Raw genomic sequence first — 24474 nt, forward strand, 5'->3', positions numbered from 1 at the left:
TTAGGCCTTGTCAGCAGCCGTCACTTCGTCGATATCGTCAAGATCGTCGAAGTCAACATTTGGCAGCACATCAATCGGCTCATCGGGCAGTACGTCGTCCTTGGTGTCGTACTTGCCAAATCCGATCTTCTGGTAGATCTTGTCTTCCAGCTCGTCGGCAAGGTCCGGGTTTTCTTTCAAGTTGATGCGGACCTTTTCCTTACCCTGCCCGAGCTGCTCTCCTTCATAGGTGAACCAGGATCCGGACTTCTTGATCACTCCGTTTTCCACCGCGAGATCAATGATGGAGGATTCGCGGGAGATGCCCTCGCCGTAGATGATGTCGAATTCTGCGATCTTGAACGGTGGCGAAACCTTGTTCTTCACAACCTTCAGCTTGGTACGGTTACCAATTGCATCTTGGCCGTCCTTGAGGGTTTGAATGCGACGGACGTCGCAACGCACGGAGGAGTAGAACTTCAGTGCCTTACCGCCGGTGGTGGTTTCCGGGGAGCCGAACATGACACCGATCTTCTCACGAAGCTGGTTGATGAAGATTGCCGTAGTACCAGAGTTGTACAGTGCGCCGGTCATCTTTCGCAGCGCCTGAGACATGAGGCGAGCCTGAAGACCGACGTGGGAATCGCCCATTTCGCCCTCGATTTCCGCCTTTGGCGTCAAAGCTGCGACAGAGTCAATGACGATGATGTCAATAGCACCGGAACGAACCAGCATGTCGGCGATCTCCAGCGCCTGCTCGCCCGTGTCTGGCTGGGAAACGAGCAGCTGGTCGGTATCGACACCCAGTTTGCGGGCATAGTCCGGGTCAAGGGCGTGCTCGGCATCGATGAATGCCGCGATGCCGCCATTTCGCTGCGCTTGCGCAATGGCATGCAGCGCCACTGTGGTCTTACCCGAAGATTCCGGACCATAGATCTCCACAATTCGACCACGGGGGAAACCGCCAATGCCCAACGCGATATCGATCGCGGTGTTGCCCGAGGAGATCACCTGAATGGGCGGCCGATTGTCGTCGCCAAGCCGCATGATGGCGCCCTTGCCGAAATCCTTCTCGATCATCGCCATAGCGGCTGCGAGAGCCTTCTCACGGTCGTTGCTAGGCGCAACTTTCGATTTCTTCGTTGCCACGTTCATCAATCCTTTAAGCGTAGAAAATTTTTGGGGTCTACTTAGTTAGACTGCTAAAGCAACCAAAAAGGTTGCAATTGCCGGCGAATTCCTTCAAGCATCACACTAGAACACCGATCGGACACACCCCGATCATACACAAACAACTGTTCGAATTTCCACCATGTACCTTTAGCGTGTCCTCAGTTCAGTAATCCTCCCCCAACCAGCGGTTTTCTGGGATTTCGAAATCACGGCAGATCGCCCACCACACCTCGCGAACATCAACGCCTTGTTCGATTGCCCGCTGCGGGGTTTGGCCGTACCCCGACAGCACATGGGATTCGATATGAAACTGCCCCAATGCCGAACCAAATTCGTCATTGACGAGCTGATGAAACTGGGCTAAACGCATGGCTATCAACACTAGTCGAGGACGCGCCCACCTTTCTGCTTTGACTCGGTCCCATGATTGCTAAAGTAATGCACATCTACCGCCCTTAAACACCGTTTAAGCGGTCTCTTGCTGTTCTCCAAAGGAGCCCTCTACTATGTCTTCGTCCGCCATCCGCGACTTGGCCTATATCGCTGTTTTTGCAGCCCTTATTATCGTGTTCGCTTTCGTCGCTATCCCTGTTGGTGCCGCGGGCGTGCCAATCGTCTTGCAAAACGCGATCATCATTCTCACCGGTCTCATCCTAGGTGGCAAGCGTGGAGTCGCTGCTGCTCTGCTGTTTCTCCTCGTCGGTTTGATCGGCCTTCCGGTGATGGCAGGTGGCCGTCAGCTCCTGCCAGCACTCGCAGGTCCAACAGTTGGATACATCGTCGGCTACGTCATTAGCCCGGCAGTCGCAGGCTTTCTTGCTTATCGACCAGCCGCATCTCGCAGCGGTCGCTTGGTCAACCTTGCTCTGGGTGGCGCGTTTGGCCTGATCACGCAGTACGTCTGCGGCGCGATTGGCCTCATGATCGTCACTTCCATGTCTCTCAATGCTGCCGCAGCCGCCCAGTTGCCATTCATCTTGCTGGATACCGTCAAGATCTGCATCATGGTCGCCATCGCTTCCGGCGTCCACGCTGCATTCCCAGCCCTTACGCGTCGCTAAGCAATGATCTCTTTTCGCGATGTCTCGGTCAGCTACGACCAGCGTGACGTGCTCCACGACATCACCCTGGAGCTCACCGAATCCCGCATCGGCATCATTGGTGCTAATGGGGGTGGCAAATCCACGCTCATCAGGCTAATCAATGGCCTGGGGTCGCCTACGTCTGGCACCGTGCTTGTCGACGGCCTCGATGTGTCTACTGATGGCCGAGCGGTGCGTCGCAATGTGGGCTTCGTCTTTTCCGACGCAGAGAACCAAATCGTGATGCCCACGGTGGCCGAGGATGTCGAATTCTCGCTGCGACGACTGAAGTTGCCGAAGGCTGAGCGTAGCGCCCGCGTTGACCAGATGCTGGAGCGGTTTGATCTTGCAGGTCACCGTGATGACTCACCGCACACGCTGTCCGGTGGACAGAAGCAACTCCTGGCTCTCGCAGCCGTTCTCATCATGGAGCCAAGCATCGTGATTGCTGATGAGCCGACCACACTCCTAGATCTGAAGAACCGGATGAAGATCAAGGCGGAGTTTGCCAAGTTACCGCAGCAGTTGATTGTGGTGACGCATGATCTGGATTTCGTGGCTGATTTCGACCGCGTGCTGTGTCTGGACGGCGGGACGATTGTCGCTGATGGGCAACCACACGAGGTCATCGCTACGTACGAACAGTTGATGGCGGAATAGATGCTACAGGTACCTTTGGGCGCATACGTCCCTGGAGATACAGTTATTCATCGCACTCGGCCGGGTGTGAAATTCCTAGTTCTCATTTCGTTCGTGATCATTACGGCTGTCTTCATCGAAACAGTCCCCTGGGCACTTGCTGCCTTTGTCATGCCTCTGCTTGGCTATCTCGTGGCTCGTATCCCAGTAAAAGTTGCCTGGACCCAGCTCACTCCCCCGTTTCCGATCTTGGCCATGCTCTTTGCCTTCCAGGTGTGGCAGTTGGGCTGGATGCAAGCCACCGTGATCATCGTGGTGATCTATGCAGCTATTGCCGCGGCGACATTACTCACGCTCACCACAAGGGTCAGCGAAATGATGGACGCCGTCACTGCCGGTCTGGAACCACTGCGCCGATTCGGTGTTCCGGTAGATGCCATCGCCCTCGCAATCAGCCTGACGATTAGGCTCATCCCACTGCAGCTCGCGACCGTTCGCGAGGTTTTGGATGCTCGAAAGGCACGTGGCGCCGAGTTTTCCGTCCGCGCTTTCGGCACACCAGTCGTCATCCGGTCGATCAGACGCGCGGAAAGCATCGGCGACGCATTGATTGCTCGTGGAGTTGGCGACTAGCCACAGAAAAGAAACAAAGGACCCGGCCCACCACTCCTTTACAGGAGCTAGTGGACCGGGTTCCGGGCTTTATTAATTATTCGCCGCGAAGCTCACGCATCTTCTGAGCGACGGCATCGTCAGTAGCTGTGGCACCGCCTGCTGCATCTTCAATAGACTTCTGAGCGGCGCCACCTGGCAGCTCACCCTTCATCTGAGCGCGAATCTGCTCCAGTCGGGAGTGACCAGCCATCTGGACGCCAGCTTGTTCGACCTCAGCCATGCGACCTTCGACGGAGTTCTGAGCGAGCTCGGCCTGGCCAAGAGCATTAGCGTAACGACGCTCGATCTTCTCGCGAACCTGGTCAAGGTTTGGCGTGTTGCCGGAAGCGGTCAAGGAGTTCATCGACTTGATGGACTCGGAGACCTTCTCCTGCATCTTGGCCTGCTCCAGCTGGGACAGCAGCTTGGTGCGCTCAGCAACCTTCTGCTGCAGCTGCATGGAGTTGCGCTCAACAGCTTGCTTGGCCTGAGCGGCCTGCTGGAGTGCCTGATCGTGCAGCTGCTTGGTGTCTTCCACGGACTGCTCCGCGGTGACCAGCTGTGCGGCAAATGCCTCAGCTGCGTTCTCGTACTCGGTAGCCTTGGCGATGTCGCCGGCTGCGCGAGCGTTATCGGCTAGCTGAAGAGCCTGTCGGGTGTTGCCCTGGAGCTTCTCGATGTCAGCCAGGCGACGATTGAGCTGCATTTCCAGCTGGCGCTGGTTGCCGATCACTGCGGCTGCCTGCTGAGAAAGCTCCTGGTGCTGACGCTGTGCATCCTCAATTGCCTGCTGAATCTGGACCTTTGGATCTGCGTTCTCCTCGATTTTGGAGTCGAACAGCGCCATCAAGTACTTCCATGCCTTGACGAATGGGTTAGCCATGTAATTTAACCTTCCAGAATGCAAAAATTCTTAACGCTCCAAGTGTACCTAGGAAACGAAAACGTGCAGGTCTAAATCCGCGCAAACTCGGAATCAGCGGAACGAATCGCCATTGAGCCTGCAGCTTCAATGAGGACATCGGCCACGCTGACGCCGAGCGCATGGCATACCGAAGCAAGCAATTCCGAGGAGACTTCCTTGCGGCCGCGTTCTAGTTCTGACAGATAGCCCGGTGACACGCTCGACATTTCAGCGAGTTCGCGCAGCGTAATGCTGCGGTCAGCGCGAAATGCGCGGAGAGCCGCGCCAAGGGCCTCACGAAGCAATGGCTCTGCCACTGGCTTCTCTAGCAATGCTGTATTTGTAACCATCATTTAGTACAACGCGTTGGCGCGCTGTTTAGTTCCCGTTCAAGTGTGATTCAAAAAAGTCCAAGGCGAACAGGGCTGCGCGCTGCCTGATCTCATTACGAGAACCGTCAAGTACTTCCTCAGGCTCGGTAGCGTCAGTGCGCAGGGCCCAGCGGGTTTGCCCTTCCGGCAGCACCCGGGTGCTCACAACTCCCTCCGGACCCGCAAGTGCGAGCCACACGACACCAACCGGATTGCCTTCCTGCACCGTTGGACCGGCGACGCCGGTCAACGCCAAGGCATAGTCAACGCCAAGAGCCGAACGAGTGCCGGTCGCCATAGCCTCCGCGCATTCGGCGGAGACCATGCCGTGGGCGTCGATAAGCTCTGCAGGCACGCCGGCAAGTTGGGTCTTAAGCGCGGCAGAATAGGTCACCAGCCCGCCCTGGAAGACCGCACTCGCGCCTGGATAGGAAGCGATAGTGGCGGACAACAGTCCCGCAGTGAGAGATTCGCAGGTGGCGAGGGTCTGGCCTCGGGAGGAGAGAGTTTCAAGAAAACTAGGCACGGTTTTCCTTTCGAGAATCGAGGAGGTACTGCACGCCGGTAACCACAGTGATGATAACAGCGGCGTACATCACTACCTGCGCAAATAGAAACGCCCAATCCGGCAGAGGCATAAGGTACAGCGCCACCGCGACGGATTGCAAGGTGGTCTTGATCTTGCCGCCCTTGGACGCCGGAACCACCTTGCCCTGTCGCAGCTGAATCATGCGCCAGAAGGTTATGCCGAGCTCACGCACAACAATGACCACGGTCACCCACACGGGTAGCACTCCCACGATGTTGAGGCTGACAAACGCCGAGATCATCAGCGCCTTGTCGGCAATCGGGTCGGCGATTTTGCCAAAGTCGGTGATCAGATTGTGCTTGCGGGCGATATCGCCATCAAGCTTGTCCGTAAACATGAGCGCCACAAAACATGCGAAAGACCACCACATCCACGTGGTGTCTGTGTGGTCAGCTTTGAGCACCAGCCACACAAAAAGTGGAACAGCAATGATGCGCAAGCTAGTGAGCACATTCGGCACGTTCCAATTTGAGGTCTTTTGTACGCCATTCACAAGGCACTACCCTACCTGTTTCTCTGCGCCTACAAACGCTACGCCCCTAAACTTGGAAGCCATGAACTACTTTGCCGTTTCTTACAGCTACCCTGCCGATTCTGAAGCCATCGCCAGCATTCGTCCGATCCACCGAGAATTCCTCGGCACACTTAAGGATCGAGGCATCCTCGTCGGCTCCGGACCATTCCTCGACCAGGACGGTGGCGCGCTGATCGTCATTCGCTTGCCGGAAGGTGCAACCGTTGTGGAAGCTACCGAGCTGATGGACAAGGATCCATTCCACACCGAAAGTGCTTTAGATGGCCGGAGCATCCGCCCTTGGAACCCCGTCCTCAACGTTTTCAACTAGCCCGCTTGAAAACGGAATCAGCCCGCACTCCTGTTTTTCAATTACAGGCGTACGGGCTGTTTTCTGTGGAAAGGACTTACAGGCTTGGGTCTTCGATGTTCTTCGCCGGGTTCCACTCCGGCATGACACCACCCTGTGCTTCGTCGCGCTTGCTCTTAATGAGGGAAGCAACAGTGGTGATGGCCAGCACGCCAACGATCACCAAGAGAGAGACCAAAGTCGGAATTTCGATGACATGCAGGTTCTCGCCACCGTTGATGAACGGCAGGTTGTTCTCGTGCAATGCGTGCAGGATGAGCTTGACGCCGATGAAGCCGAGGATCACGGCTAGGCCGTAAGGCAGGTACACGAGACGATCGATGAGACCGTCCAGGAGGAAGTACATCTGACGCAAGCCAAGCAGTGCGAAGGCATTAGCAGTGAACACGATGTATGGCTCTTGGGTAATGCCGTAGATGGCCGGGATCGAGTCCAGTGCGAACATCACGTCGATCATGCCGATAGCAACCAGGCACACGAACAGTGGGGTCAACGCACGCTTACCCATGTGCCGGATCCACAGCTTGTCACCCTGATACGTCGGCGTGACGTGGATGACCTTGCGCAGCGTCCGAATGACCCACATGTCCGATGGGTCCTGCTCCGGCTGGTCAGACATCTCATCGATGATGAGCTTGACTGCGGTGTACAAGATGAACAGACCGAACAGGTAGAACACGTCGGTCCAGGCGTTGATCACTGCCGCGCCGAGGAGAATGAATACCAGTCGGAACACCAGCGCCAAAACGATGCCGATGAGCAGTACCTTTTGCTGGTACATACGAGGGACCTTGAACGAGCCCATGATGAGGGCGAACATGAAGAGGTTGTCCACTGAGAGCGCTAGCTCCGTGACATAACCCGTGAAAAACTCCATTCCATGCTGGTGCGGATCATTCGGCTCACCCCATGTGAGCCACAAGAACACGCCGAACGCTGTGGCAAGGGCCATGTAGAAGAGCATCCAGTATGCGGATTCCTTCATGGTTGGCTCATGCGGATTGCGCACGTGGGTATAAAAATCGAATATAAACAGCCCCAAGATCACCAGTCCGGTGATGCTCCAGGTCAACATATTTACTTCCACTACTAAAGACCTCCGGCCTAATCGGATCCACGAAAATGACCGGAGGTCTCCCCCGCCCTTGCTGAAACAAGGGCCGACATGACCGGGAACCCGTTTTGTTGGGTAGCCGTGTTGACGATCAATGCCGAAAAGTGGGGTACTCCCCTCCAAGACGAAACACCACTCTAGCGGATCTAGAGTGGTGTGTCATAAAGCACGCCTAAAAGACGCCGCCTTGGGGATTCGCTTGGACGATATTCACATCGTCGTCGCCTGCTTCTTCCCAACCATCTTCCTTTGGAGCGTCCGCAGGATCTGCGCCCTTGATCATCCACAAGATGGTGTCGAGTTCCTCTGGTTTCACCAGAACCTCTCGCGCCTTCGAGCCTTCAGATGGGCCAACCACTCCCCGGTTTTCCATCAAGTCCATAAGTCGGCCAGCCTTAGCAAAGCCGATTCGGAGCTTACGCTGCAACATCGACGTCGAACCGTGCTGGGAAGTGACCACGATTTCAACTGCTGCGAGTAGATCTTCGAGGTCGTTGCCGATCTCCTCGTCAATCTCCTTCTTTTCCGAAGCCTTTTCTTCTGTGACGCCTTCGGTGTAGTTCGGCTCCGCCTGATCCTTAGCTGCTTCGACCACAGCTTGCACTTCTTCGTCGGTGACAAATGCGCCTTGCATACGGATCGGCTTGCCCGCGCCCTGCGGGATGAACAGGCCGTCGCCCATGCCAATGAGCTTCTCGGCGCCTCCCTGGTCCAGGATGACGCGGGAGTCGGTGAGGGAGGACGTCGCAAAGGCCAGACGCGATGGCACGTTGGTCTTAATCAGGCCGGTGACCACGTCAACAGACGGACGCTGAGTTGCCAGCACCAGGTGAATACCGGCAGCACGCGCCTTCTGGGTGATGCGCACGATGGACTCTTCGATTTCCTTCGGAGCGGTCATCATGAGGTCTGCCAACTCGTCCACCACACACACGATGTACGGGTAAGGACGGTACTCGCGCTCCGAAGCAAGCGGAGCCGTAATCTCACCGGATTTCACCTTGCGGTTGTAGTCCTTGATGTGGCGCACACGCGTGGACTTCATGTCCATGTAGCGCTGCTCCATCTCCTCCACCAGCCACTGCAGCGCCGCGGCAGCCTTCTTCGGCTGAGTAATGATCGGCGTGATCAGGTGCGGGATACCTTCGTAAGGCGTGAGCTCCACCATCTTTGGATCCACCAGAATTAGGCGGACTTCGTCTGGGGTCGCACGGGTAAGAAGCGATACCAGCATCGAGTTGACGAATGCAGACTTACCGGAGCCGGTGGAACCAGCAACCAGCAGGTGCGGCATCTTCTGCATGGAATGGGAGATGAAGTCGCCTTCAATGTCCTTGCCCAGTCCGATCAGCATTGGATCATGGTTGGATACCGTCTCCGGCGCATTGAGGACGTCGGCAAGGCGTACCATTTCACGATCGGCGTTTGGCACCTCGATGCCCACTGCCGACTTGCCCGGGATTGGTGCGAGCAGGCGAACATTGTCCGTTGCGACTGCGTAAGCGAGGTTGGACTGCAAGTTGGTGATCTTGGAAACCTTGACACCCGGCCCCAGCTCGACCTCGTAGCGGGTGACTGTCGGACCACGGGAGAATCCGGTCACCACGGCGTCGATATTGAACTCCCGGAAGACATCAGTAATCGCCTCGATCATGCGATCATTCGTTGCGGTACGAGTCTTTGGAGGCTCACCGGGGATCAGCAGCTCGGTACTTGGCAGTTCGTAATTTCCCGCCACCTCGCGCGGCGCAGGCGGTGGTGTGTCCTTCTTCAGCTCGCTCTTCGGCGTGGAGGCTTTGACTGCAGCTGGATCAATGCCGGAACGGGCAATGATCGCGTCACGGATCGCCTCGCGGCTGGCTGCAACAGCGTCAGGCGCCTTATCGACGCCCACAGGTACGGCAGGCGCAGTAGGCAAAGCAACTGTAGGCTGCGCCGGCTGCTTGTCGGCTACAACTGCCGGGAACTCGTCGGTGTCTGGAGCTGCGACTGGTTCGTCGTAGAGATTCTCCGTGGCCTTTGGAATAGCGGCCTTACGTGGCTTCGGAGTTGGCTTCGCCCGAGTGAACAGAGAAGGTTGCGGGTCTTCGTCCTCCTCGTCTTCGCCCTCGTCGAGTGGATAGTTGTCTAGTGGGCGGGCAGACCTGACCGGTCGAGCGGCCCGGGGTGCCCGAGACAGCGATTCGATTTCGCGGTCTGCAGCTGCGTATGGGTCATCATCGTCCTCTTCGTCCATGTCAGCACCGTCACGGAAACCTACAGCACCAATGACATAGTCAACGAACTCTCGGACTGCCACGCCGGTGGCCTGGAGCGCTCCATAGACAATGACGAGCACAAGAATTGGAATCGCGAGGTAGGAGCTAAATCCAGCAGCAAGGGGCCCTCCGACGATGTAACCAAGTGCGCCACCGGCGGTCTTGCGAGCTGGCCAATCGGCAGGATTGCCCGCGAAGATGTGCACCAAACCGAGCATGCTGAGCACAATGAGGGCAGTTCCGATTACCAATCCGGTTTGCCGATCAGCGCTCGGCTTCTTGCCCAGCATCAAGGCCATCGCCAGCACGAACAATGCGATGGGAAGAATTAACGCCCCAGCGCCAACAGCAAGGTGGGCGATATCGGCGATTCCTTGACCGATCGGGCCAGCAACGTTGAACCACACCGTGCCACCAAGGACCAGCGCAAGGCCAATCAAGGTCAGGCCGATACCGTCTGCCTGTTCGTCGAGGTTCAGACCCCGGCCGGAGTTTTCCTCAGGCTGCAGCTCTTTTTCCTTCACATCCTTGTCCCCCAAGTCTTGTCGACCAATCTTGCGCGCTGCGCCACCGACCCCACGTGCGGTTGCCCCAAACATTGCACCAAGTCCTGAACCTACCGCACGAAAGGCGCTGCCGGTACGCTCATGAGAGGTTTCGGCAGCGCGGCTTGCGGAGCGAGAGTTCAGCGAAACAGACGATGTGCTGCGTCGTGAACTCGTCGTCGGCCCCGTTTTTCGACGGGTCCGATTCGAGGACTTTGGCTTTGCAGAGACTGACATGCCCCAAACCTTAGTCGCTCAAGGCACACTAGTCACACGCGCCACACCGGTTATGTTGGGAAATTTACACCGAACGGCGTCGCACTAGCTCTTCATTACCAACAAAATCAAGCTTCAAAACTGGACGGCCGAACGTGTAGAGCAACAACTCGCCCACATCGCCATGGATTTGCACGCGCTCAGCTGCATGACGGTCGCCAGCGTAAATAGGCAGTTGACCATGTGGCCACAGTTCTACCACGGCTGATGACTGCCCAAAGGCAGCGCTCGCGGTGCGGAGCGCAGCATAGAGTTCGGCAATCTCGGGCGTCGAGAAGCCGCGTGCTTCCATGCCCTGGGGACGGCGCACATCTTCGTGATGGACAAAGTGCTCGGCGACGTTGACCTTTTTGTCGATGAGCTTCCACGCACCGCGCGGTCCCCTCCCCCACTCCTGGACCACATCCTCGAACGGGCGGCCGAGTTGGCTTGCCATGGCTCGATCAGTGATTCCGGACAGCGGTGGCACAAACATTCCCGCCGTGGCAAGCAGTTTGCGCTCGCGAATGAGCAGATGCGCCGCGAGGTGATGGGCGGTCCAGCCCTCACACAATGTCGGGGCATCGGGCCCCACGCTCAACAGGGACTGGACCAGTCGGGCTCGCTCAGCAATAGAAAAAGACATACGCCCGAGTGTAGGCACAACCTACTCTCGGGCGCATAGCTAACCGTTCGAACTACAGACTTGGACGCGCGGCATCCAACTCGGAGTCTTCGATCTTCTCAGTCTCGGACGTCATCGGGACGACGGTCGGCATGATAACCGGCTTACGACGCCACTTCTGCTCGACGAAGCGAGAAACCTTGCGGCGGACCTGCTGTGCCATACGGTAAGGATCATTCTCACCCTCACCAGCTTGCTCGGTCATGATGGTCTCAACGAGTTCGGCAATCTCCGGCATCATGGCGATGGCATCTTCAGAGAAGCCGACTGCGCGTGCGGTTGGGCGCTCGAGCAAGCGGCCAGTGCGGTTGTCGATTACTGCGGTGATGTCAATGACGCCACCCTCGCCCATGGACGTACGGTCCTCCAGGACCTTCTCATCGATGTCGCCCATCGTGGTGCCATCGACGTACAAGTTACCGACTGGGATCTGGCCCACGACCTGTGCGCGACCATTTACGAGGTCCACAACTACGCCGTTCTGGGCCAACACAACGCGATCGCGCTGGACACCAGTGGAGATAGCCAGCTCCTTGTTGGCGCGCAGGTGGCGCCACTCGCCGTGCACCGGCATGGCGTTCTTAGGACGGACAGCGTTGTACAGGAACAGCAGCTCGCCGGCGTAGCCGTGGCCGGAGGTGTGTACCTTGGCATCGCGACCCGTGATCACGGTGGCACCGATCTGGGAGAGCATGTTGATGACGCCAAAGACGGCCTCTTCATTGCCCGGAACGAGCGAAGAAGACAGGATGATGAGATCGCCGTCGCGCACCGTGATTTGGCGGTGTTCGCGACGAGCCATGCGGGACAGGGCTGCCATAGGCTCGCCCTGGGTACCAGTGGTGACCAGCAGCAGCTTGTGCGGAGCCATCTTCGCGGCTTCGTCCATCTGGATGATGGTGCCACGAGGGGCCTTCAGCAAGCCCATCTTCTCCGCAATTTCCATGTTGCGGATCATGGAGCGGCCGTTGAAAGCAACCTTGCGACCGGAAGCGACAGCGGCATCGATAGCGGACTGCACGCGGTAGACATTGGAAGCGAAGCAGGCGATGATGACGCGCTGCTTAGCATCCATGACCAAACGCTTAAGGGTCGGCCCGATTTCGGACTCCGAACCGGAAACGCCCGGTGTGGTCGCGTTGGTGGAATCACACAGGAAGAGGTCTACGCCCTCGTCACCAAAGCGAGACATCGCCGGCAGGTCGGTTGGGCGACCATCGGTTGGCGTTTGATCGAGCTTGATATCGCCGGTGTGTACGACGAGGCCTGCACCAGTCTTGATGGCGATGCCCAGGCACTCTGGGATGGAGTGGTTGACGGCGAAGAAGCGCAGGTTGAATGGGCCACGAGTGACATCAGACTGCTCGTTGACTTCGATCAGCTTCGGACGCTGGCGGTGTTCCTTCGTCTTAGCGGCGATGAGCGCCAAAGTGAAGCGGGAGGCCAGAATTGGCATGTCGTGGCGCTGCTTGAGCAACCATGGGATGGCGCCGATGTGATCCTCGTGGCCGTGAGTGACAACCAAAGCCTCGACCTTGTCCCACTTATCTTCCATGTAGGAAAAGTCTGGAAGGATCAGGTCCACGCCTGGTTCGCCGGAGGACGGGAACAGCACGCCACAGTCAACGATCAGCAGGCGGCCCTTGTATTCAAAGACCGTCATGTTACGGCCGATTTCGGAGATACCACCGAGTGCGACGATGCGCAGACCATCCTTGGATGGTTGTGGAGGCTCTGGAAGACGCTCGGTCAGATCAGCGCCCTGCATGGTCTGAACCACGGTGCGGCGACCGCGGCCCCCACCATTATTGTTGCCACCGTTGCCGTTATTGCCGCCGTTTGAGCGACCACGGGAACGTCCACCACGACGGTTACCATTCGTGCGGCCGCGGCCGCGGTTGTCACCTTCGGATGACTCTGCAGCTGGTGCTTCCGCCGCTTGGTTTGCCGGAGCGAAATCGCTCTCAGTAGGCATTTCCGGTGCTTGGAACGTCACTGCCTCAACGGCCTCGGGTGGTCCAGCCTTACGGGTTACCTTGCGAGCGCGATTACGTGGTTCGGTCATGTTTAGAGGACTCCAGCCTTTACTAAGTCAATTCGCAGTTCCTCAACCTCAGTCGCAGTAGCTGCAACCTGTGGCAGACGAGGATCTCCTACATCAATGCCCTGCAGTCGCAGAGCAGCCTTACTCATGCTGACCCCGCCGAGTCGTGCTTGCGCATTAAACAGCGGGAACAGCGTGGCGTTGATTTTCCGCGCACGGGCGAGGTCGCCTTCCTCGAAGCTTGTATAGAGCTCACGCAATGCGCGTGGAGCTGCATGGCCGATCACCGAGATAAATCCTGATGCGCCGAGGCTCAGCCACGGCAGGTTCAGGGGGTCATCTCCCGAATACCACGCGAGTCCTGTCTCGTCGATTAGCTCGGTGGCTGCACAGAGGTTGCCCTTTGCGTCCTTCATGCCACGGATATTCTTGTGTTCAGCTAACCGCTTGATCGTATCAGATGCAATCTCGATCGAGGACCTACCCGGAATATCATACAGGCACACTGGCAGATCTGTCGCATCAGCGACAGCAATCATGTGCTGGTATACGCCTTCTTGAGACGGCTTGGAGTAATAAGGAGTAACCGCTAGGAGTGCGTCGGCACCTGCGTCGGCAGCCTCACGGCAGAGCCGTACGGAAGCAGCGGTGTTGTTGGTTCCGACACCTGCGATAATCTTCGCCGAGTCGCCGATTGCGGAGCGAACCGCCTTAATCAAGGTGGCTTTCTCTTCATAAGTGGTGGTCGGAGATTCTCCAGTGGTTCCGGAGACCACAAGGCTGTCAATACCATTGTCAACCAGGTAGTGCGCCAGCTCGCCGGTCTTCTTAACGTCGATGTCGCCAGCTGCGTCGAAAGGCGTCACCATGGCTACTGAGATGGTGCCGAATAGGTCGACACCGTTCTTGTTTGCGTTCATTGTTCGTCTCCTTTTGTGGTGTGGCTTTCTTAAAAGTCCGTTACGTAAGGGCTAGTTGCCATTTCAGAACCATCGCGCAGCGTGGCGATGTCGAAGTCCCCAAATACCGTGGGAGCTTGCACTTTGAGGACCTTGAGACACTCGACGGCAACCTTGCGGATTTCTACGTCGGCGTGTTCGGTCGCACGCATACCAATGAAGTGTCGCCAGCTGCGGAAATTACCTGTTACGACAATTCGAGACTCTGTGGCGTTGGGAAGCACGGATCGAGCGGCTTGTCGTGCCTGCTTTTTGCGCAGCAATGCGTTCGGCTCGTCGGCGAGCTTGTCCTCGAGCGCTTCGAGCAGCTCATCAAAGGCGAACCGAGACTCGTCCACTGCGCGATGAAAGAGTCGCAACAGGTCCTCGTCCTCAGCAATGAGCGGCGGGACGATGACATTCGATTCCTCCGGGTGGACGAATCGTTGCGAGAGCTGCGAAAACGAAAAGTGTCGGTGTCGGACCAGCTCGTGAGTAGCGCTGCGGGATATTCCCCGCAGGTACAACGTGGCCGTCGCGTGCTCGAGTAGCGCGGTGTGGCCGACTTCCAAAATGTGGCGCAAATAGGCAGCGTTGCTGGCCGTCCGAGGGTTGGGCTTATCAAAACTCTCGTAGCAGGCCCGACCCGCGAATTCAACGAGCGCTTCCCCACCGCCTGCTTCAGTACTCCAGTCAATGTCCGCTGGTGCCACGAAGTTGGTGCACGCGATGAGGTCAACGCTGAGTGTTACGGCTTTCGCCATTACTGCCTATTTCCTTTCAACTAAATGTCGAGGTAGTTCTCAAGCCCGATGGTCAGACCCGGACGGTTTTGCACCTCACGCACGCCGACCAGTACGCCCGGCACAAAGGAGGTGCGGTCGTAAGAGTCCTGACGAATGGACAAGGACTGCCCCTGGGCGCCAAAGATGACTACTTCATGTGCAACGGTGCCCTGCATACGAACGGCGTGGACTGGAATGCCGTCGATAAGCGTGCCACGCGCGCCGTCTAGGGACTGCTCGGTTGCGTCCGGTTGTGGCCCCATGCCTGCTTCTCGACGCGCATCGGCAATGCCCTGAGCGGTGTGGATAGCGGTACCTGAAGGCGCATCAAGCTTGTTCGGGTGGTGCATTTCGATAACTTCGGCGGAGTCGAAGAATCGCGCTGCTTGCTTAGCAAACTGCATGGTCAATACTGCAGAGATAGCAAAGTTTGGGGCAATGAGAACGCCGACCTCGGGATTGTTGGCAAGCCAGCCCCGTACCGTGTTCAACCGTTCTTCGGTAAAGCCGGTGGTACCAACGACGCAGGAGATGCCATTGTTGATGCAGAACTCGAGGTTGTCCATGACAACCTGGGGAGCCGTGAAATCGACAATAACTTGGGCGCCGGCATCGACGAGCAGCTGAAGGCTATCGCCTTTATCAACCTCAGCGACCAAGGTCAGTCCGTCGGCAGTATTAACACCTTCCACGATTGACTGCCCCACGCGCCCCTTTGCACCAAGGACACCCACTTTGATGTCGTTCATTATCTTTCTAGCCTTTCAATCGGCGGATAAGCATCCAGTCTAGGCCGAAAATTCGCCGAAGTTTCGCAACGGCTCGACCTCGGAGCCATAATACCCGGTATCTGAAGCGATACTAAAGGCAGTTTACCAGGAGTTAATTTCTATTCCGCTGGATGGAAACGTGGGATTGCTATAACGATGAGGCAACATCACCCACCTCATCAGGAGCCCAGCTATGTCCTCCCGCCCCCTTGTGGCGCTTATCGCGTCCCTATCTCTAGTACACGGAGCCATCACCGCCCCAATCGCGGTAGCTGCCGACGCAGCACCAGGTTTTCGTATCACGCCCTACCTCATGAAGCCAGCCGCTAACGAAATGACCCTGACGTGGTTCGGGGAGACAAATGCTCCTGCAACTGTCACCGTCACCTCCCCGAAGGGCGAGGTCGTGGTGAATGAAACCGTGACGGGCGAAGCACAGCCGCATCTGGCGTACACCTCTGCCGAGCTAGCGCAAAAGATCGAGGGGCTGGAGCAAGGATCCTGGCTCAAATCCAACACCAATGTGAAATACCAGGCCCACGCCACGAGCCTGACTCCCAACACAAAATACTCTTACACCGTCGAGCTCGACGGTCACACCTACACGGACTCTTTCACAACCGCGCCCGCGCAAGGTGGCACGTGGGACGAGTTCCGCGTCATCGCGTTCTCTGACTCGGAGACCGAACCGGCAGGCCGTCCAACAGTGTCTGGCGCCCGTGAATGGGAAGCCCCGGAGTCCTACGCTGAGGGGTCCCTGCCACGCCCGACTGAAGGGTCCGCGTGGTTTGAGAAGTTCGGCCACAATAAGCGCTTGGGCAAGGAGGAACCGCGCTACCCACTCACGCAGGATCAGGCGATGCGCGAGAACCTCAAGATCATCCAAGGTCAAGACCCTGACCTGCTGATGGTTGCCGGTGACCTGGTTCAGGGCGGTGGCTACCAGCCAGGATGGGACGAGTTTTTTGGCTACATGGCCGGCGAGAACGGCGACCTTGCTGGCTCGGTCCCCATGATTACTGCACTAGGTAACTGGGAAACCTTCGGTGCTCTCAACGGCGGATACCTCAACGATGCAGGTGTTGCTGCAGGACCAGCCAAGGGGCGCAAGGCTTACCAGACCTACATCGACACCTTCGGTTCCGATAACCCGAACCACGCCGATTCCTACCACCGCGTAGACCACGGCCCACTGACCATCATCACGCTGGATTCCACGAATGGCCTGCCAGACCAAGACGCAGACGTCGAAAAGCTCAAGGCCATCCCTGGAGACGACACCGCCATTGCTGCCGCCGATGCTTTCGGCACCGACACCAATACTTCCTACACCGAGGAGCAGATCCGCGCTGCTGGCAGCGAAGATCAACCGGACTTCAATCCTGGCTCTGAGCAGTGGAATTGGGCAGAAAAGCAACTAGCCGATGCACGCGAAAAGGGCCAGATCATCGTTGTCCAGTTCCACCACAGCGCCTACTCCTCTGGCGTTCACGGCACCGCTATGGCTTCCGCTACCTCAGACGAGCAGCCGGGCAGCCCGATGCGCGTCTACGAACCACTGCTCGAGAAGTACGGCGTGGCCACCGTCATCTCCGGCCATGACGAAATGTTCGAGCGCTCCTTTGTCGATGCAGACGGCGACGGCACCGGCATTCACCACTTCGACGTTGGTGTCGCAGCTGACGGCCTCCGCGGCGAGTACAACGTCAAGAACGAAGACGGAACGTACACACCGGTGAAATTCAACTCCCACTCCGAGTGGATGGCCCAGACCGATGCGCCGGAGCTATGGCAGGACATTGACGGTACGCGCCAGCTTATCGACGGCGGTAAGCACTACGGCCACCTTCAGATGGACTTCGCTCCTCTCCAGTGCAGCAATGCCGTTGCCGCCAAGATCACCACTACCCCGGTCTACGCCTTCCCAGTGCTAGACAAGGACTACAACCTGGTCCAGGTCGAGCGTCGCCAGTACAACGACATCCAGGAAATCTACGTGGATAGCAAGGGCAACACACTGCCACGTGGCACGGCTTGCGATAGCGCAACGGCGGGCAATACAGGAGGCTCTGCCGAAACCTCTTCCACGGGTTCTGCCATCGGTGGTCTCATCGCCGCACTGTTGCCAATTCTGGCGCTTGTTTCCGCTATCGGTCTTGCACCGCAACACCCGTTGGTAGTGCAGCTCAAGCGGCAGGCTGAGCAGCTGGGCATTCGAATGTAGGCAAAAGTTAACCCCTTTCCATGACTCGGAAAGGGGTTAACTTCTTAGTGATTAGTCTTCGACTGGAACCAGGGAGATCTTTCCGCGGTTGTCAATGTCCGCGATTTCAACCTGAATCTTGTCGCCGACGCTTACCACGTCCTCGACCTTTTCCACACGCTTGTCGCCGCCAAGCTTGGAGATGTGCACCAGGCCGTCACGACCAGGCAGCAGAGATACGAACGCACCGAAGGCGGTGGTCTTGACCACGGTGCCGAGGTAGCGCTCGCCGACCTGTGGCAGCTGTGGGTTAGCGATGGCGTTGATCTTCTCGATCGCAGCATCGGCTGCCGCGCCGGTGCCAGAAACGTAAACGGTGCCGTCTTCTTCGATAGAGATGTCAGCACCGGTCTCTTCGGTGATGGCGTTGATGGTCTTGCCCTTAGGCCCGATCAGCTCGCCGATCTTGGACTGAGGCACGGTCACGGTGCTGATGCGCGGTGCCAGAGAGTTCATCTCGTCTGGGGCGTCGATAACTTCAGCCATCGTTTCCAGGATGGTGATGCGGGCGTCACGAGCCTGAGCCAGTGCTGCGGTCAGAACCTCGGAAGGAATGCCGTCGAGCTTGGTGTCCAGCTGCAATGCAGTAACCAATTCGCGGGTACCTGCAACCTTGAAGTCCATGTCGCCAAAAGCATCTTCAGCGCCGAGGATGTCAGTGAGGGCAACGTAGCGAGTCTCGCCATTAACCTCATCGGAAACCAGGCCCATCGCGATGCCAGCAACTGGAGCCTTCAGTGGCACACCGGCGTTGTACAGGGACAACGTGGAGGCACAGACAGAACCCATCGAGGTGGAACCGTTCGAGCCGAGTGCCTCAGATACCTGACGGATTGCGTAAGGGAACTCTTCACGGGAAGGGATCACTGGAAGCAATGCGCGCTCAGCGAGGGCGCCGTGGCCGATCTCGCGACGCTTCGGCGAACCCACGCGACCGGTTTCACCGGTGGAGTATGGCGGGAAGTTGTAGTGGTGGATGTAGCGCTTGGACTTCTCTGGGGTCAGAGAGTCAATCTGCTGCTCCATCTTCAGCATGTCCAGGGTGGTCACACCCATGATCTGGGTCTCGCCACGCTCGAACAGGGAGGAACCGTGTGCGCGTGGGATCAGGTCGACCTCTACGCCGAGGTCACGAATGTCGGTGACACCGCGGCCGTCGATGCGGAACTCTTCGGTCAGGATGCGGCGGCGAACGACAGCCTTCATCACAGCGTTGTAGGCTGCGCGAACTTCCTTGGCTTCGTCTTCTTCAAACTTTGCCACGACCTCATCCATGTAGGAATTGGTAGCTTCTTCGCGCTCCTGCTTGCCCTTGATGGACATGAACTTCTCGAGCTTCTTCGCAGCGATCTTCTCCACCGCGGCGTAAATGTCGTCGGTGTATGGCGGGAAGAGTGGGAACTCCTGAGCATCCTTGGCGGCGGCGTCGGCAAGCTTGGCCTGCGCACGGCACAGCGCCTCGATGAAAGGCTTTGCAGCTTCCAGGCCCTCAGCAACAACGTCTTCGGTCGGCGCTGGGGCGCCACCCTTGACACGCTCGATGACGGACTCGGTCGCACCAGCTTCAACCATCATGATGGCGACGTCATTCACCGTCTTGCGGCCGACGTTCTTGCTCACGATGCGGCCTGCGACGACGATCTCGAACAGCGCTTGCTCGTGCTGTTCGTGAGTTGGGAATGCAATCCACTTGCCCTTTGGGTGTGCTTCATCGGCGATGAGTGCCATGCGCACGCCACCGACAGCGCCGGACACTGGCAGGCCGGAAAGCTGGGTAGCTGCGGATGCCGCGTTGATAGCGACGACGTCGTACATGTCCTTAGGATCCATGGACAGTACGGTGATGACGATCTGTACTTCGTTACGCAGACCCTTGACAAACGTCGGGCGCAGCGGGCGATCGATCAGGCGACATGCAAGGATGGCCTCAGTGGAAGGACGGCCTTCACGACGGAAGAAAGAACCCGGAATGCGGCCAGCGGCATACATCCGCTCTTCAACGTCCACGGTCAGAGGGAAGAAATCAAAGCCTTCACGTGGCTGATTCGAAGCCGTGGTCGTGGCCAGCAGCATGGTCTCCTCATCGAGGAAAGCCGTCACTGCGCCATCTGCTTGGCGGGCCAGCTGTCCGGTTTCGAACCGGAGGGTACGGGTACCAAAGTCACCGTTATCGATAGTTGCGGTGACACCGTAGGTGCCAAATTCGGGGTCTTGATAGAAAGCGACATCGCTCATGTAGGCGAGTTCTCCTCTTTGCGTTCATCGTGCGTGGCGGTCATCGGTGCCGCCATGTTGGGGTCCAGTGTTTAGACTGCCTGCGATTATATCATCTAGCTGGGCAAGTGCTGGATTCCAGCTTTGCTGGCTTGTCGACGCCTCTTAGACCGAAAGCCGACTAGCTGACCTTCGGTTCACCGCTTAGAGGCACGATTGCTCTTTCTAGCCCACCAGCTGGTGGGTAAACTTCCGGGCCAGGTGCAGGTTTACCCATCAATCCGACGAGCTAGTCAACCAAATGGTGGGTAAACCCGCCACCTCTGAGCAGGTTTACCCATCAATCCGTCGGTGCAGGGTAACGCAAAGAGTTTGATCATCACCGCACGTCAACTGGAAGCGATGCGCCCTCAACACCCAAGAAACACAAAAACCTCCACCAAAAACATGGCGGAGGTAATTGCTATATAAGAAGTCTTATCTGCAGACTATCGACGCAGACCCAGGCGACCGATGAGGTCACGGTAGCGCTCGACGTTGTTGTCAGCGAGGTACTTCAGCAGGCCCTTGCGGCGACCAACGAGAAGCAGCAGGCCACGACGAGAGTGGTGGTCGTGCTTGTGGAACTTCAGGTGCTCGGTCAGGACCTGGATACGCTTGGTCAGCATTGCAACCTGAGCCTCTGGAGAACCGGTGTCGGTCTCGTGCAGGCCGTACTCGGCCAGGATTTCCTTCTTCTGCTCAGTAGTAAGAGCCATGGAGTTTTCTCCTTGTATATATTTCAGTCCGCATGAAATGTACCGCTTGAAACAAGCGACGGGTCAACTGCTGCGAACCGCAGTAAAACCACCTGGGGACTCTACCATTAAGAGGAAGAAATACCCAAAACCGTGCGGATTTCAGCTACGTCGCGGTTCATCGCTGAGAGCAGCTCTTCCACGGAGGTGAACTTCTCCATGCCACGGATGTGCTCGATAAATTCGACTTCACAGTCATGCCCGTAGAGGTCGGCGTGCTTGTCCAGGACAAAAGTCTCAACCGACCTGCGGGTATCTCCGAATGTGGGGTTGGTTCCCACTGAAATGGCTGCTGGGTACCGCTGTCCTGGCTCCATGTCGCCAGAGATCGGCGCCGCGGAACGAATGATGAACCATCCGGCGTAAACGCCATCAGTAGGTAGGGCGCGCTCATCTGGGAAGTACATGTTGGCCGTCGGAAAGCCCAGCTCTTTGCCGCCGCGGCCGGCACCGCGCACTACGGTCGCCGATACGGAAAAGGGGCGGCCAAGAACACGGGCGGCACCAGAGACATCCCCGGAGTCCAGCATTCCACGAACAGTGGTCGAAGAAAAACGGATGCCGTCTTCTTCGAGCAGCGGCAACACGATAACTTCGACACCGTGTGCCTCCCCCAGCTCGCGCAAGGTATTGACGTCTCCGGCAGCCATCCGACCAAAAGTGAAGTTTTCCCCCACCACAATGACGCGAGCCTGCACCACATCCAACAACACCGAGGAGAAGAACTCCTCGGGCGACAGCTGCGCGAGGTCCCGGGTGAACGGAACTGCGAGCATCGCATCAATGCCCAGGGCCTCGGCGCGAGCTGCACGGTCAGTCATGGTGCCGAGGAGCGCCGGCATTTTGTCCGGACGAATCACGGCCACCGGGTGCGGGTCGAAAGTAAGGAGAACGCTGCGCAGATCCCGCGCAGTAGCCTCTGTTACGGCCCGACCAATCAGCGTCTGGTGTCCTCGGTGCACGCCATCGAACACACCGATAGTTACGACAGATGCCGCCGGGGCAACGTCTCCAAGTCCATGCCAAATATCCACGGATAAAGAGTACGTCATACACTAGTGGCCATGTGTGATGCGCTTGCGAATTCGGGAATTGTGGTCGTCGATAAGCCTGCGGGCATGACGTCGCACGATGTGGTGGCCAAGCTGCGTCGAGCTTTCGGCACCCGAAAGGTTGGCCACGCAGGCACGCTTGATCCGATGGCGACAGGCGTGCTCGTCGCAGGCATCGAGCGTGGCACCAAGTTCCTCGCGCACATGGTCGCCGAAACCAAGACGTACGAGGCCACCATCCGACTCGGCATGGCCACCACCACCGACGATGCCGAGGGCACCGAGGTCAGTCGCGCCAGTGCAGCGCTTGTCGACGACTCCAGCATCGATACCTTCATCTCCCAGCTCACCGGGGACATCATGCAGCGGCCAAGCTCAGTCAGCGCCATCAAGATCGATGGCAAGCGCGCGCATGAACGCGTCCGCGCCGGCGAAGACGTCGTGATCCCGGAGCGCCCGGTGACAGTCTTCGCCTTTGATGTCCTGGATCGCCGTCGTGACGAAGAGTTCTACGACCTCGATGTCCGAGTGCACTGTTCCTCCGGAACCTACATCCGCTCGCTGGCCCGCGACCTAGGCGAACTCACCGGAGTCGGCGGCCACCTGACGGCGCTGCGCCGAACGGCTGTTGGACCATTCACACTGGCTCATGCCCGCACGCTCGCCGAGATTGAAGAATCTCCCTCGTTTTCCTTGACGCTTGATCAAGCGCTAGCACTTTCATACCCGGTGCTCGAGGTGACCGAAGCTGAGGGTGCCGACCTAGCGATGGGCAAATGGCTCGAACCGCGCGGACTCCAGGGCGTGCACGCAGCGATCATGCCCAATGGCCAGGCTGTGGCACTGGTGAAAGAGAAAGGCAAGCGGCTGTCGACGGTGTTCGTGGCGCGCCCTTCGACGCTGTAGACACCCAGGCTGGATTTGGTTAAGCACCTTGACGAAAACTGCCGAAAAAGTCAGTCTGCATTACCAAATCCGACCGGGCTTACTAGGTCACCGCAGTCGTAGCGATCACATATCCATCTCGGACGATCCACCGGCCCGAAATAAATGGTATCGGGGTTGGGCGGACTAAGAGGTAGGAAATGAAGGTGCCGTCATCGCGCAGGTCGATTTCAGCTTGTTCGAACCCGAGCCAGCGGTGTGTGAGGGGGAACCACGCTTTGTACGTAGCTTCCTTAGCGCAGAACAGCAGTCTATCCGCACAGTGGACGCCCTGAGCTTTGAGACGATCCAGCTGTTCCAATTCGCCTTCCCGAGCGACAGAAGACAACACACCACTTGGCAACGGTTCTGCCGGTTCCGCGTCGAGCCCCATGGAACGGACGAGCAGCCGTGGGGCTACGACCGCAGCACGGAAACCATCGGTGTGAGTGAGGGATCCACTGACCGAGGCTGGCCATAGCGGCATCCCCCGCTCGCCACGCAAAATCGGGGCACCGCTATCACGGCCGAGCTCTTTCAAAGCCTCATGGGCACACCAACGAGCGTCGCCAAACTCGGCCTTCCGCACGTCCAGCGAGTGTGCAACCAGAGCGCGTTCAAGTGGATGCAGTTTGTGAAAATGATCCAGCGCAGTGTGCTCAGGACCGGTGCGAAAAGTCTTGAACTTTGCGGAAGCCGGGAAAAGCGAGCCATCAAGCATGCTCAACCTCCAGCACGGCATACGGCCACGGCCGATCCTGCGGATAGTTTTCCCACTCGCGCGGGTAGCCGAGCGACACTTCCACGTGGGGCACGCCGCCCACCTCGATGATTCCCGGCATGTGAAGGTGACCGTAAATGACCTGTTCGGCGCCATAGCGCTGCGCCCAGGTACGCGTATGTCGGGTGCCGCACCACAGCCCAATCTCCGGCCACGCCAGCTTCATGATCGGGTCTTGGACCAGCGGCCAGTGGTTGATGAGAATGGTCGGCCCACTCACTCTCCCAAGGCGCTTAATCGAGTACGCGAGCCGGTCCCAACACCAGGCACGGATATCAACAAAGGGGGCGATGGCAAACTCGTCGGTCATCACCACTTGAACGTCATGAGCTGCTTGCACCGCCTGCTCAACGGTGTGACCAGGTTGACGGAAGGAGTAATCATAGAGGGTGAACAGTGGGACGATCGTGCGACCGGCGAAGACCGGGTAGGGGTCTTCGGGGGTGAGGACGTCGATAAGCCTGCAGCCATCCACCAACTCGTCGTACTTGTCGCGTCCCTTGGCGCGGTCACCGGAGCGGGAGAATAGCTCGTGGTTTCCAGGCACCCAGATGACGCACGCAAAACGCTGTCGCAACCTCGTGAGTTGTTCGAGGACCAGCTCAGTGCGCTCGGCTACGTCGCCAGCCACGATCAGCCAGTCAGATGGATGCCGAGGTTGGATCGAGTCGATGACCGCACCATTGGCTTTGACCGCGGCGTGGAGGTCAGAGACAGCCCACAGCGTTTGCACATGCGTCACTCGGGTCTCCTTCCTGCTCTTGCATTTCTTGA

At 57.9% G+C, this 24474-nt stretch carries 24 protein-coding genes; 6 read left to right on the forward strand and 18 right to left on the reverse strand.

The features are described from left to right. Both recA and CKALI_RS06755 read right to left on the reverse strand, forming a co-directional pair. Nucleotides 1-1134 (reverse strand): recombinase RecA, encoded by a 1134-nt coding sequence (recA, locus tag CKALI_RS06750; protein WP_156192565.1) that lies wholly within the window; start codon nt 1132-1134, stop codon nt 1-3. Nucleotides 1135-1315: 181 nt separating this feature from the next. Next, nucleotides 1316-1522 carry a DUF3046 domain-containing protein gene (locus CKALI_RS06755; RefSeq protein ID WP_156192566.1) on the reverse strand — a complete coding sequence of 69 codons (207 nt, stop codon included), beginning with the start codon at nt 1520-1522 and terminating at the stop codon, nt 1316-1318. A 136-nt stretch (nt 1523-1658) separates the two neighbouring features. On the opposite strand from CKALI_RS06755, the gene CKALI_RS06760 reads away from it, so the two are divergent. Genes CKALI_RS06760 through CKALI_RS06770 form a run of 3 tightly spaced genes read left to right on the forward strand, consistent with a single transcriptional unit; the run spans nt 1659 to nt 3506 of the window. Then, a complete protein-coding gene (locus tag CKALI_RS06760; RefSeq protein ID WP_156192567.1) occupies nt 1659-2213 on the forward strand; it encodes a biotin transporter BioY in 555 nt (184 codons plus the stop codon). 3 nt (nt 2214-2216) lie between these two features. After that, nucleotides 2217-2894 carry an energy-coupling factor ABC transporter ATP-binding protein gene (locus tag CKALI_RS06765; RefSeq protein WP_156192568.1) on the forward strand — a complete coding sequence of 226 codons (678 nt, stop codon included), beginning with the start codon at nt 2217-2219 and terminating at the stop codon, nt 2892-2894. Beyond that, entirely contained in the window at nt 2895-3506 is a 612-nt protein-coding gene (locus tag CKALI_RS06770; RefSeq protein WP_156192569.1) for an energy-coupling factor transporter transmembrane component T family protein, read from the forward strand. 76 nt (nt 3507-3582) lie between these two features. Here CKALI_RS06770 and CKALI_RS06775 read toward each other — a convergent pair whose 3' ends face one another. The 4 genes from CKALI_RS06775 to pgsA all read right to left on the reverse strand — a co-directional run bounded on the left by CKALI_RS06775 (nt 3583) and on the right by pgsA (nt 5884). Beyond that, nucleotides 3583-4410 carry a PspA/IM30 family protein gene (locus CKALI_RS06775; RefSeq protein ID WP_156192570.1) on the reverse strand — a complete coding sequence of 276 codons (828 nt, stop codon included), beginning with the start codon at nt 4408-4410 and terminating at the stop codon, nt 3583-3585. 71 nt (nt 4411-4481) lie between these two features. Beyond that, nucleotides 4482-4781, reverse strand: coding sequence for a helix-turn-helix domain-containing protein (locus CKALI_RS06780; RefSeq protein ID WP_156193694.1), 300 nt, complete (start codon nt 4779-4781; stop codon nt 4482-4484). A gap of 28 nt (nt 4782-4809) precedes the next feature. Next, the gene (locus CKALI_RS06785) at nt 4810-5328 is read right to left on the reverse strand and encodes a CinA family protein (RefSeq protein WP_156192571.1); all 519 of its coding nucleotides are present in this window, start codon (nt 5326-5328) and stop codon (nt 4810-4812) included. Next, entirely contained in the window at nt 5321-5884 is a 564-nt protein-coding gene (gene pgsA, locus CKALI_RS06790; protein ID WP_156192572.1) for a CDP-diacylglycerol--glycerol-3-phosphate 3-phosphatidyltransferase, read from the reverse strand. The genes CKALI_RS06785 and pgsA overlap by 8 nt, the downstream gene beginning before the upstream one ends. A 61-nt stretch (nt 5885-5945) precedes the next feature. Here pgsA and CKALI_RS06795 point away from each other — a divergent pair, with 61 nt between their 5' ends. Beyond that, nucleotides 5946-6236 carry a YciI family protein gene (locus tag CKALI_RS06795; protein ID WP_156192573.1) on the forward strand — a complete coding sequence of 97 codons (291 nt, stop codon included), beginning with the start codon at nt 5946-5948 and terminating at the stop codon, nt 6234-6236. Nucleotides 6237-6312: 76 nt separating this feature from the next. Here the strand turns inward: CKALI_RS06795 and CKALI_RS06800 are convergent, their stop codons facing one another. The 7 genes from CKALI_RS06800 to dapB all read right to left on the reverse strand — a co-directional run bounded on the left by CKALI_RS06800 (nt 6313) and on the right by dapB (nt 15648). Next, nucleotides 6313-7362 carry a TerC family protein gene (locus tag CKALI_RS06800; RefSeq protein ID WP_156192574.1) on the reverse strand — a complete coding sequence of 350 codons (1050 nt, stop codon included), beginning with the start codon at nt 7360-7362 and terminating at the stop codon, nt 6313-6315. A 199-nt stretch (nt 7363-7561) separates the two neighbouring features. Next, nucleotides 7562-10429, reverse strand: a complete 2868-nt coding sequence (locus CKALI_RS06805; protein ID WP_156192575.1) for an FtsK/SpoIIIE family DNA translocase — start codon at nt 10427-10429, stop codon at nt 7562-7564. 64 nt (nt 10430-10493) lie between these two features. Then, the gene (locus tag CKALI_RS06810; protein WP_156192576.1) at nt 10494-11093 is read right to left on the reverse strand and encodes a TIGR03085 family metal-binding protein; all 600 of its coding nucleotides are present in this window, start codon (nt 11091-11093) and stop codon (nt 10494-10496) included. Between the two features lie 52 nt (nt 11094-11145). Continuing rightward, nucleotides 11146-13197 carry a ribonuclease J gene (locus CKALI_RS06815; protein ID WP_156192577.1) on the reverse strand — a complete coding sequence of 684 codons (2052 nt, stop codon included), beginning with the start codon at nt 13195-13197 and terminating at the stop codon, nt 11146-11148. A 2-nt stretch (nt 13198-13199) separates the two neighbouring features. Beyond that, on the reverse strand, nt 13200-14096 hold the full coding sequence (dapA, locus tag CKALI_RS06820) for a 4-hydroxy-tetrahydrodipicolinate synthase (RefSeq protein ID WP_156192578.1): 897 nt from the start codon (nt 14094-14096) through the stop codon (nt 13200-13202). Between the two features lie 29 nt (nt 14097-14125). Further along, nucleotides 14126-14878, reverse strand: coding sequence for an FAD-dependent thymidylate synthase (gene thyX / locus CKALI_RS06825; protein WP_156192579.1), 753 nt, complete (start codon nt 14876-14878; stop codon nt 14126-14128). Between the two features lie 20 nt (nt 14879-14898). Further along, complete coding sequence (dapB, locus tag CKALI_RS06830) at nt 14899-15648, reverse strand: 4-hydroxy-tetrahydrodipicolinate reductase (RefSeq protein WP_156192580.1); 750 nt, start codon at nt 15646-15648, stop codon at nt 14899-14901. A 214-nt stretch (nt 15649-15862) separates the two neighbouring features. Here dapB and CKALI_RS06835 point away from each other — a divergent pair, with 214 nt between their 5' ends. Further along, nucleotides 15863-17893, forward strand: coding sequence for a metallophosphoesterase (locus CKALI_RS06835; RefSeq protein ID WP_156192581.1), 2031 nt, complete (start codon nt 15863-15865; stop codon nt 17891-17893). Between the two features lie 51 nt (nt 17894-17944). Here CKALI_RS06835 and CKALI_RS06840 read toward each other — a convergent pair whose 3' ends face one another. The 3 genes from CKALI_RS06840 to CKALI_RS06850 all read right to left on the reverse strand — a co-directional run bounded on the left by CKALI_RS06840 (nt 17945) and on the right by CKALI_RS06850 (nt 21995). Then, nucleotides 17945-20167 (reverse strand): polyribonucleotide nucleotidyltransferase, encoded by a 2223-nt coding sequence (locus CKALI_RS06840; protein ID WP_156192582.1) that lies wholly within the window; start codon nt 20165-20167, stop codon nt 17945-17947. Nucleotides 20168-20634: 467 nt separating this feature from the next. Continuing rightward, complete coding sequence (rpsO, locus tag CKALI_RS06845) at nt 20635-20904, reverse strand: 30S ribosomal protein S15 (protein WP_156192583.1); 270 nt, start codon at nt 20902-20904, stop codon at nt 20635-20637. Between the two features lie 107 nt (nt 20905-21011). Then, nucleotides 21012-21995, reverse strand: coding sequence for a bifunctional riboflavin kinase/FAD synthetase (locus CKALI_RS06850; RefSeq protein ID WP_156192584.1), 984 nt, complete (start codon nt 21993-21995; stop codon nt 21012-21014). A 12-nt stretch (nt 21996-22007) separates the two neighbouring features. Between CKALI_RS06850 and truB the strand changes: the two genes are divergently transcribed. Beyond that, nucleotides 22008-22901, forward strand: coding sequence for a tRNA pseudouridine(55) synthase TruB (gene truB, locus CKALI_RS06855; RefSeq protein WP_156192585.1), 894 nt, complete (start codon nt 22008-22010; stop codon nt 22899-22901). Between the two features lie 82 nt (nt 22902-22983). Here the strand turns inward: truB and CKALI_RS06860 are convergent, their stop codons facing one another. Together CKALI_RS06860 and CKALI_RS06865 are read right to left on the reverse strand one after the other, a co-directional pair. Next, nucleotides 22984-23640, reverse strand: coding sequence for a 4'-phosphopantetheinyl transferase family protein (locus CKALI_RS06860; protein WP_156192586.1), 657 nt, complete (start codon nt 23638-23640; stop codon nt 22984-22986). Next, a complete protein-coding gene (locus CKALI_RS06865) occupies nt 23633-24433 on the reverse strand; it encodes a metallophosphoesterase family protein (protein WP_156193695.1) in 801 nt (266 codons plus the stop codon). The genes CKALI_RS06860 and CKALI_RS06865 overlap by 8 nt, the downstream gene beginning before the upstream one ends. Nucleotides 24434-24474 lie beyond the last annotated feature (41 nt).

Origin of the sequence: Corynebacterium kalinowskii (genome assembly GCF_009734385.1) — a bacterium.
In the GTDB taxonomy this organism is placed as follows: Bacteria; Actinomycetota; Actinomycetes; order Mycobacteriales; family Mycobacteriaceae; genus Corynebacterium; species Corynebacterium kalinowskii.

What these genes read in the sequence shown, in the direction of transcription:
- recA (WP_156192565.1), bottom strand. Translation starts at nt 1,134, where the DNA reads ATGAACGTGGCAACGAAGAAATCGAAAGTTGCGCCTAGCAACGACCGT.
- CKALI_RS06755 (WP_156192566.1), bottom strand. Translation starts at nt 1,522, where the DNA reads ATGCGTTTAGCCCAGTTTCATCAGCTCGTCAATGACGAATTTGGTTCG.
- CKALI_RS06760 (WP_156192567.1), top strand. Translation starts at nt 1,659, where the DNA reads ATGTCTTCGTCCGCCATCCGCGACTTGGCCTATATCGCTGTTTTTGCA.
- CKALI_RS06765 (WP_156192568.1), top strand. Translation starts at nt 2,217, where the DNA reads ATGATCTCTTTTCGCGATGTCTCGGTCAGCTACGACCAGCGTGACGTG.
- CKALI_RS06770 (WP_156192569.1), top strand. Translation starts at nt 2,895, where the DNA reads ATGCTACAGGTACCTTTGGGCGCATACGTCCCTGGAGATACAGTTATT.
- CKALI_RS06775 (WP_156192570.1), bottom strand. Translation starts at nt 4,410, where the DNA reads ATGGCTAACCCATTCGTCAAGGCATGGAAGTACTTGATGGCGCTGTTC.
- CKALI_RS06780 (WP_156193694.1), bottom strand. Translation starts at nt 4,781, where the DNA reads ATGGTTACAAATACAGCATTGCTAGAGAAGCCAGTGGCAGAGCCATTG.
- CKALI_RS06795 (WP_156192573.1), top strand. Translation starts at nt 5,946, where the DNA reads ATGAACTACTTTGCCGTTTCTTACAGCTACCCTGCCGATTCTGAAGCC.
- CKALI_RS06805 (WP_156192575.1), bottom strand. Translation starts at nt 10,429, where the DNA reads ATGTCAGTCTCTGCAAAGCCAAAGTCCTCGAATCGGACCCGTCGAAAA.
- CKALI_RS06810 (WP_156192576.1), bottom strand. Translation starts at nt 11,093, where the DNA reads ATGTCTTTTTCTATTGCTGAGCGAGCCCGACTGGTCCAGTCCCTGTTG.
- CKALI_RS06815 (WP_156192577.1), bottom strand. Translation starts at nt 13,197, where the DNA reads ATGACCGAACCACGTAATCGCGCTCGCAAGGTAACCCGTAAGGCTGGA.
- dapA (WP_156192578.1), bottom strand. Translation starts at nt 14,096, where the DNA reads ATGAACGCAAACAAGAACGGTGTCGACCTATTCGGCACCATCTCAGTA.
- thyX (WP_156192579.1), bottom strand. Translation starts at nt 14,878, where the DNA reads ATGGCGAAAGCCGTAACACTCAGCGTTGACCTCATCGCGTGCACCAAC.
- dapB (WP_156192580.1), bottom strand. Translation starts at nt 15,648, where the DNA reads ATGAACGACATCAAAGTGGGTGTCCTTGGTGCAAAGGGGCGCGTGGGG.
- CKALI_RS06835 (WP_156192581.1), top strand. Translation starts at nt 15,863, where the DNA reads ATGTCCTCCCGCCCCCTTGTGGCGCTTATCGCGTCCCTATCTCTAGTA.
- CKALI_RS06840 (WP_156192582.1), bottom strand. Translation starts at nt 20,167, where the DNA reads ATGAGCGATGTCGCTTTCTATCAAGACCCCGAATTTGGCACCTACGGT.
- rpsO (WP_156192583.1), bottom strand. Translation starts at nt 20,904, where the DNA reads ATGGCTCTTACTACTGAGCAGAAGAAGGAAATCCTGGCCGAGTACGGC.
- CKALI_RS06850 (WP_156192584.1), bottom strand. Translation starts at nt 21,995, where the DNA reads ATGACGTACTCTTTATCCGTGGATATTTGGCATGGACTTGGAGACGTT.
- truB (WP_156192585.1), top strand. Translation starts at nt 22,008, where the DNA reads ATGTGTGATGCGCTTGCGAATTCGGGAATTGTGGTCGTCGATAAGCCT.
- CKALI_RS06860 (WP_156192586.1), bottom strand. Translation starts at nt 23,640, where the DNA reads ATGCTTGATGGCTCGCTTTTCCCGGCTTCCGCAAAGTTCAAGACTTTT.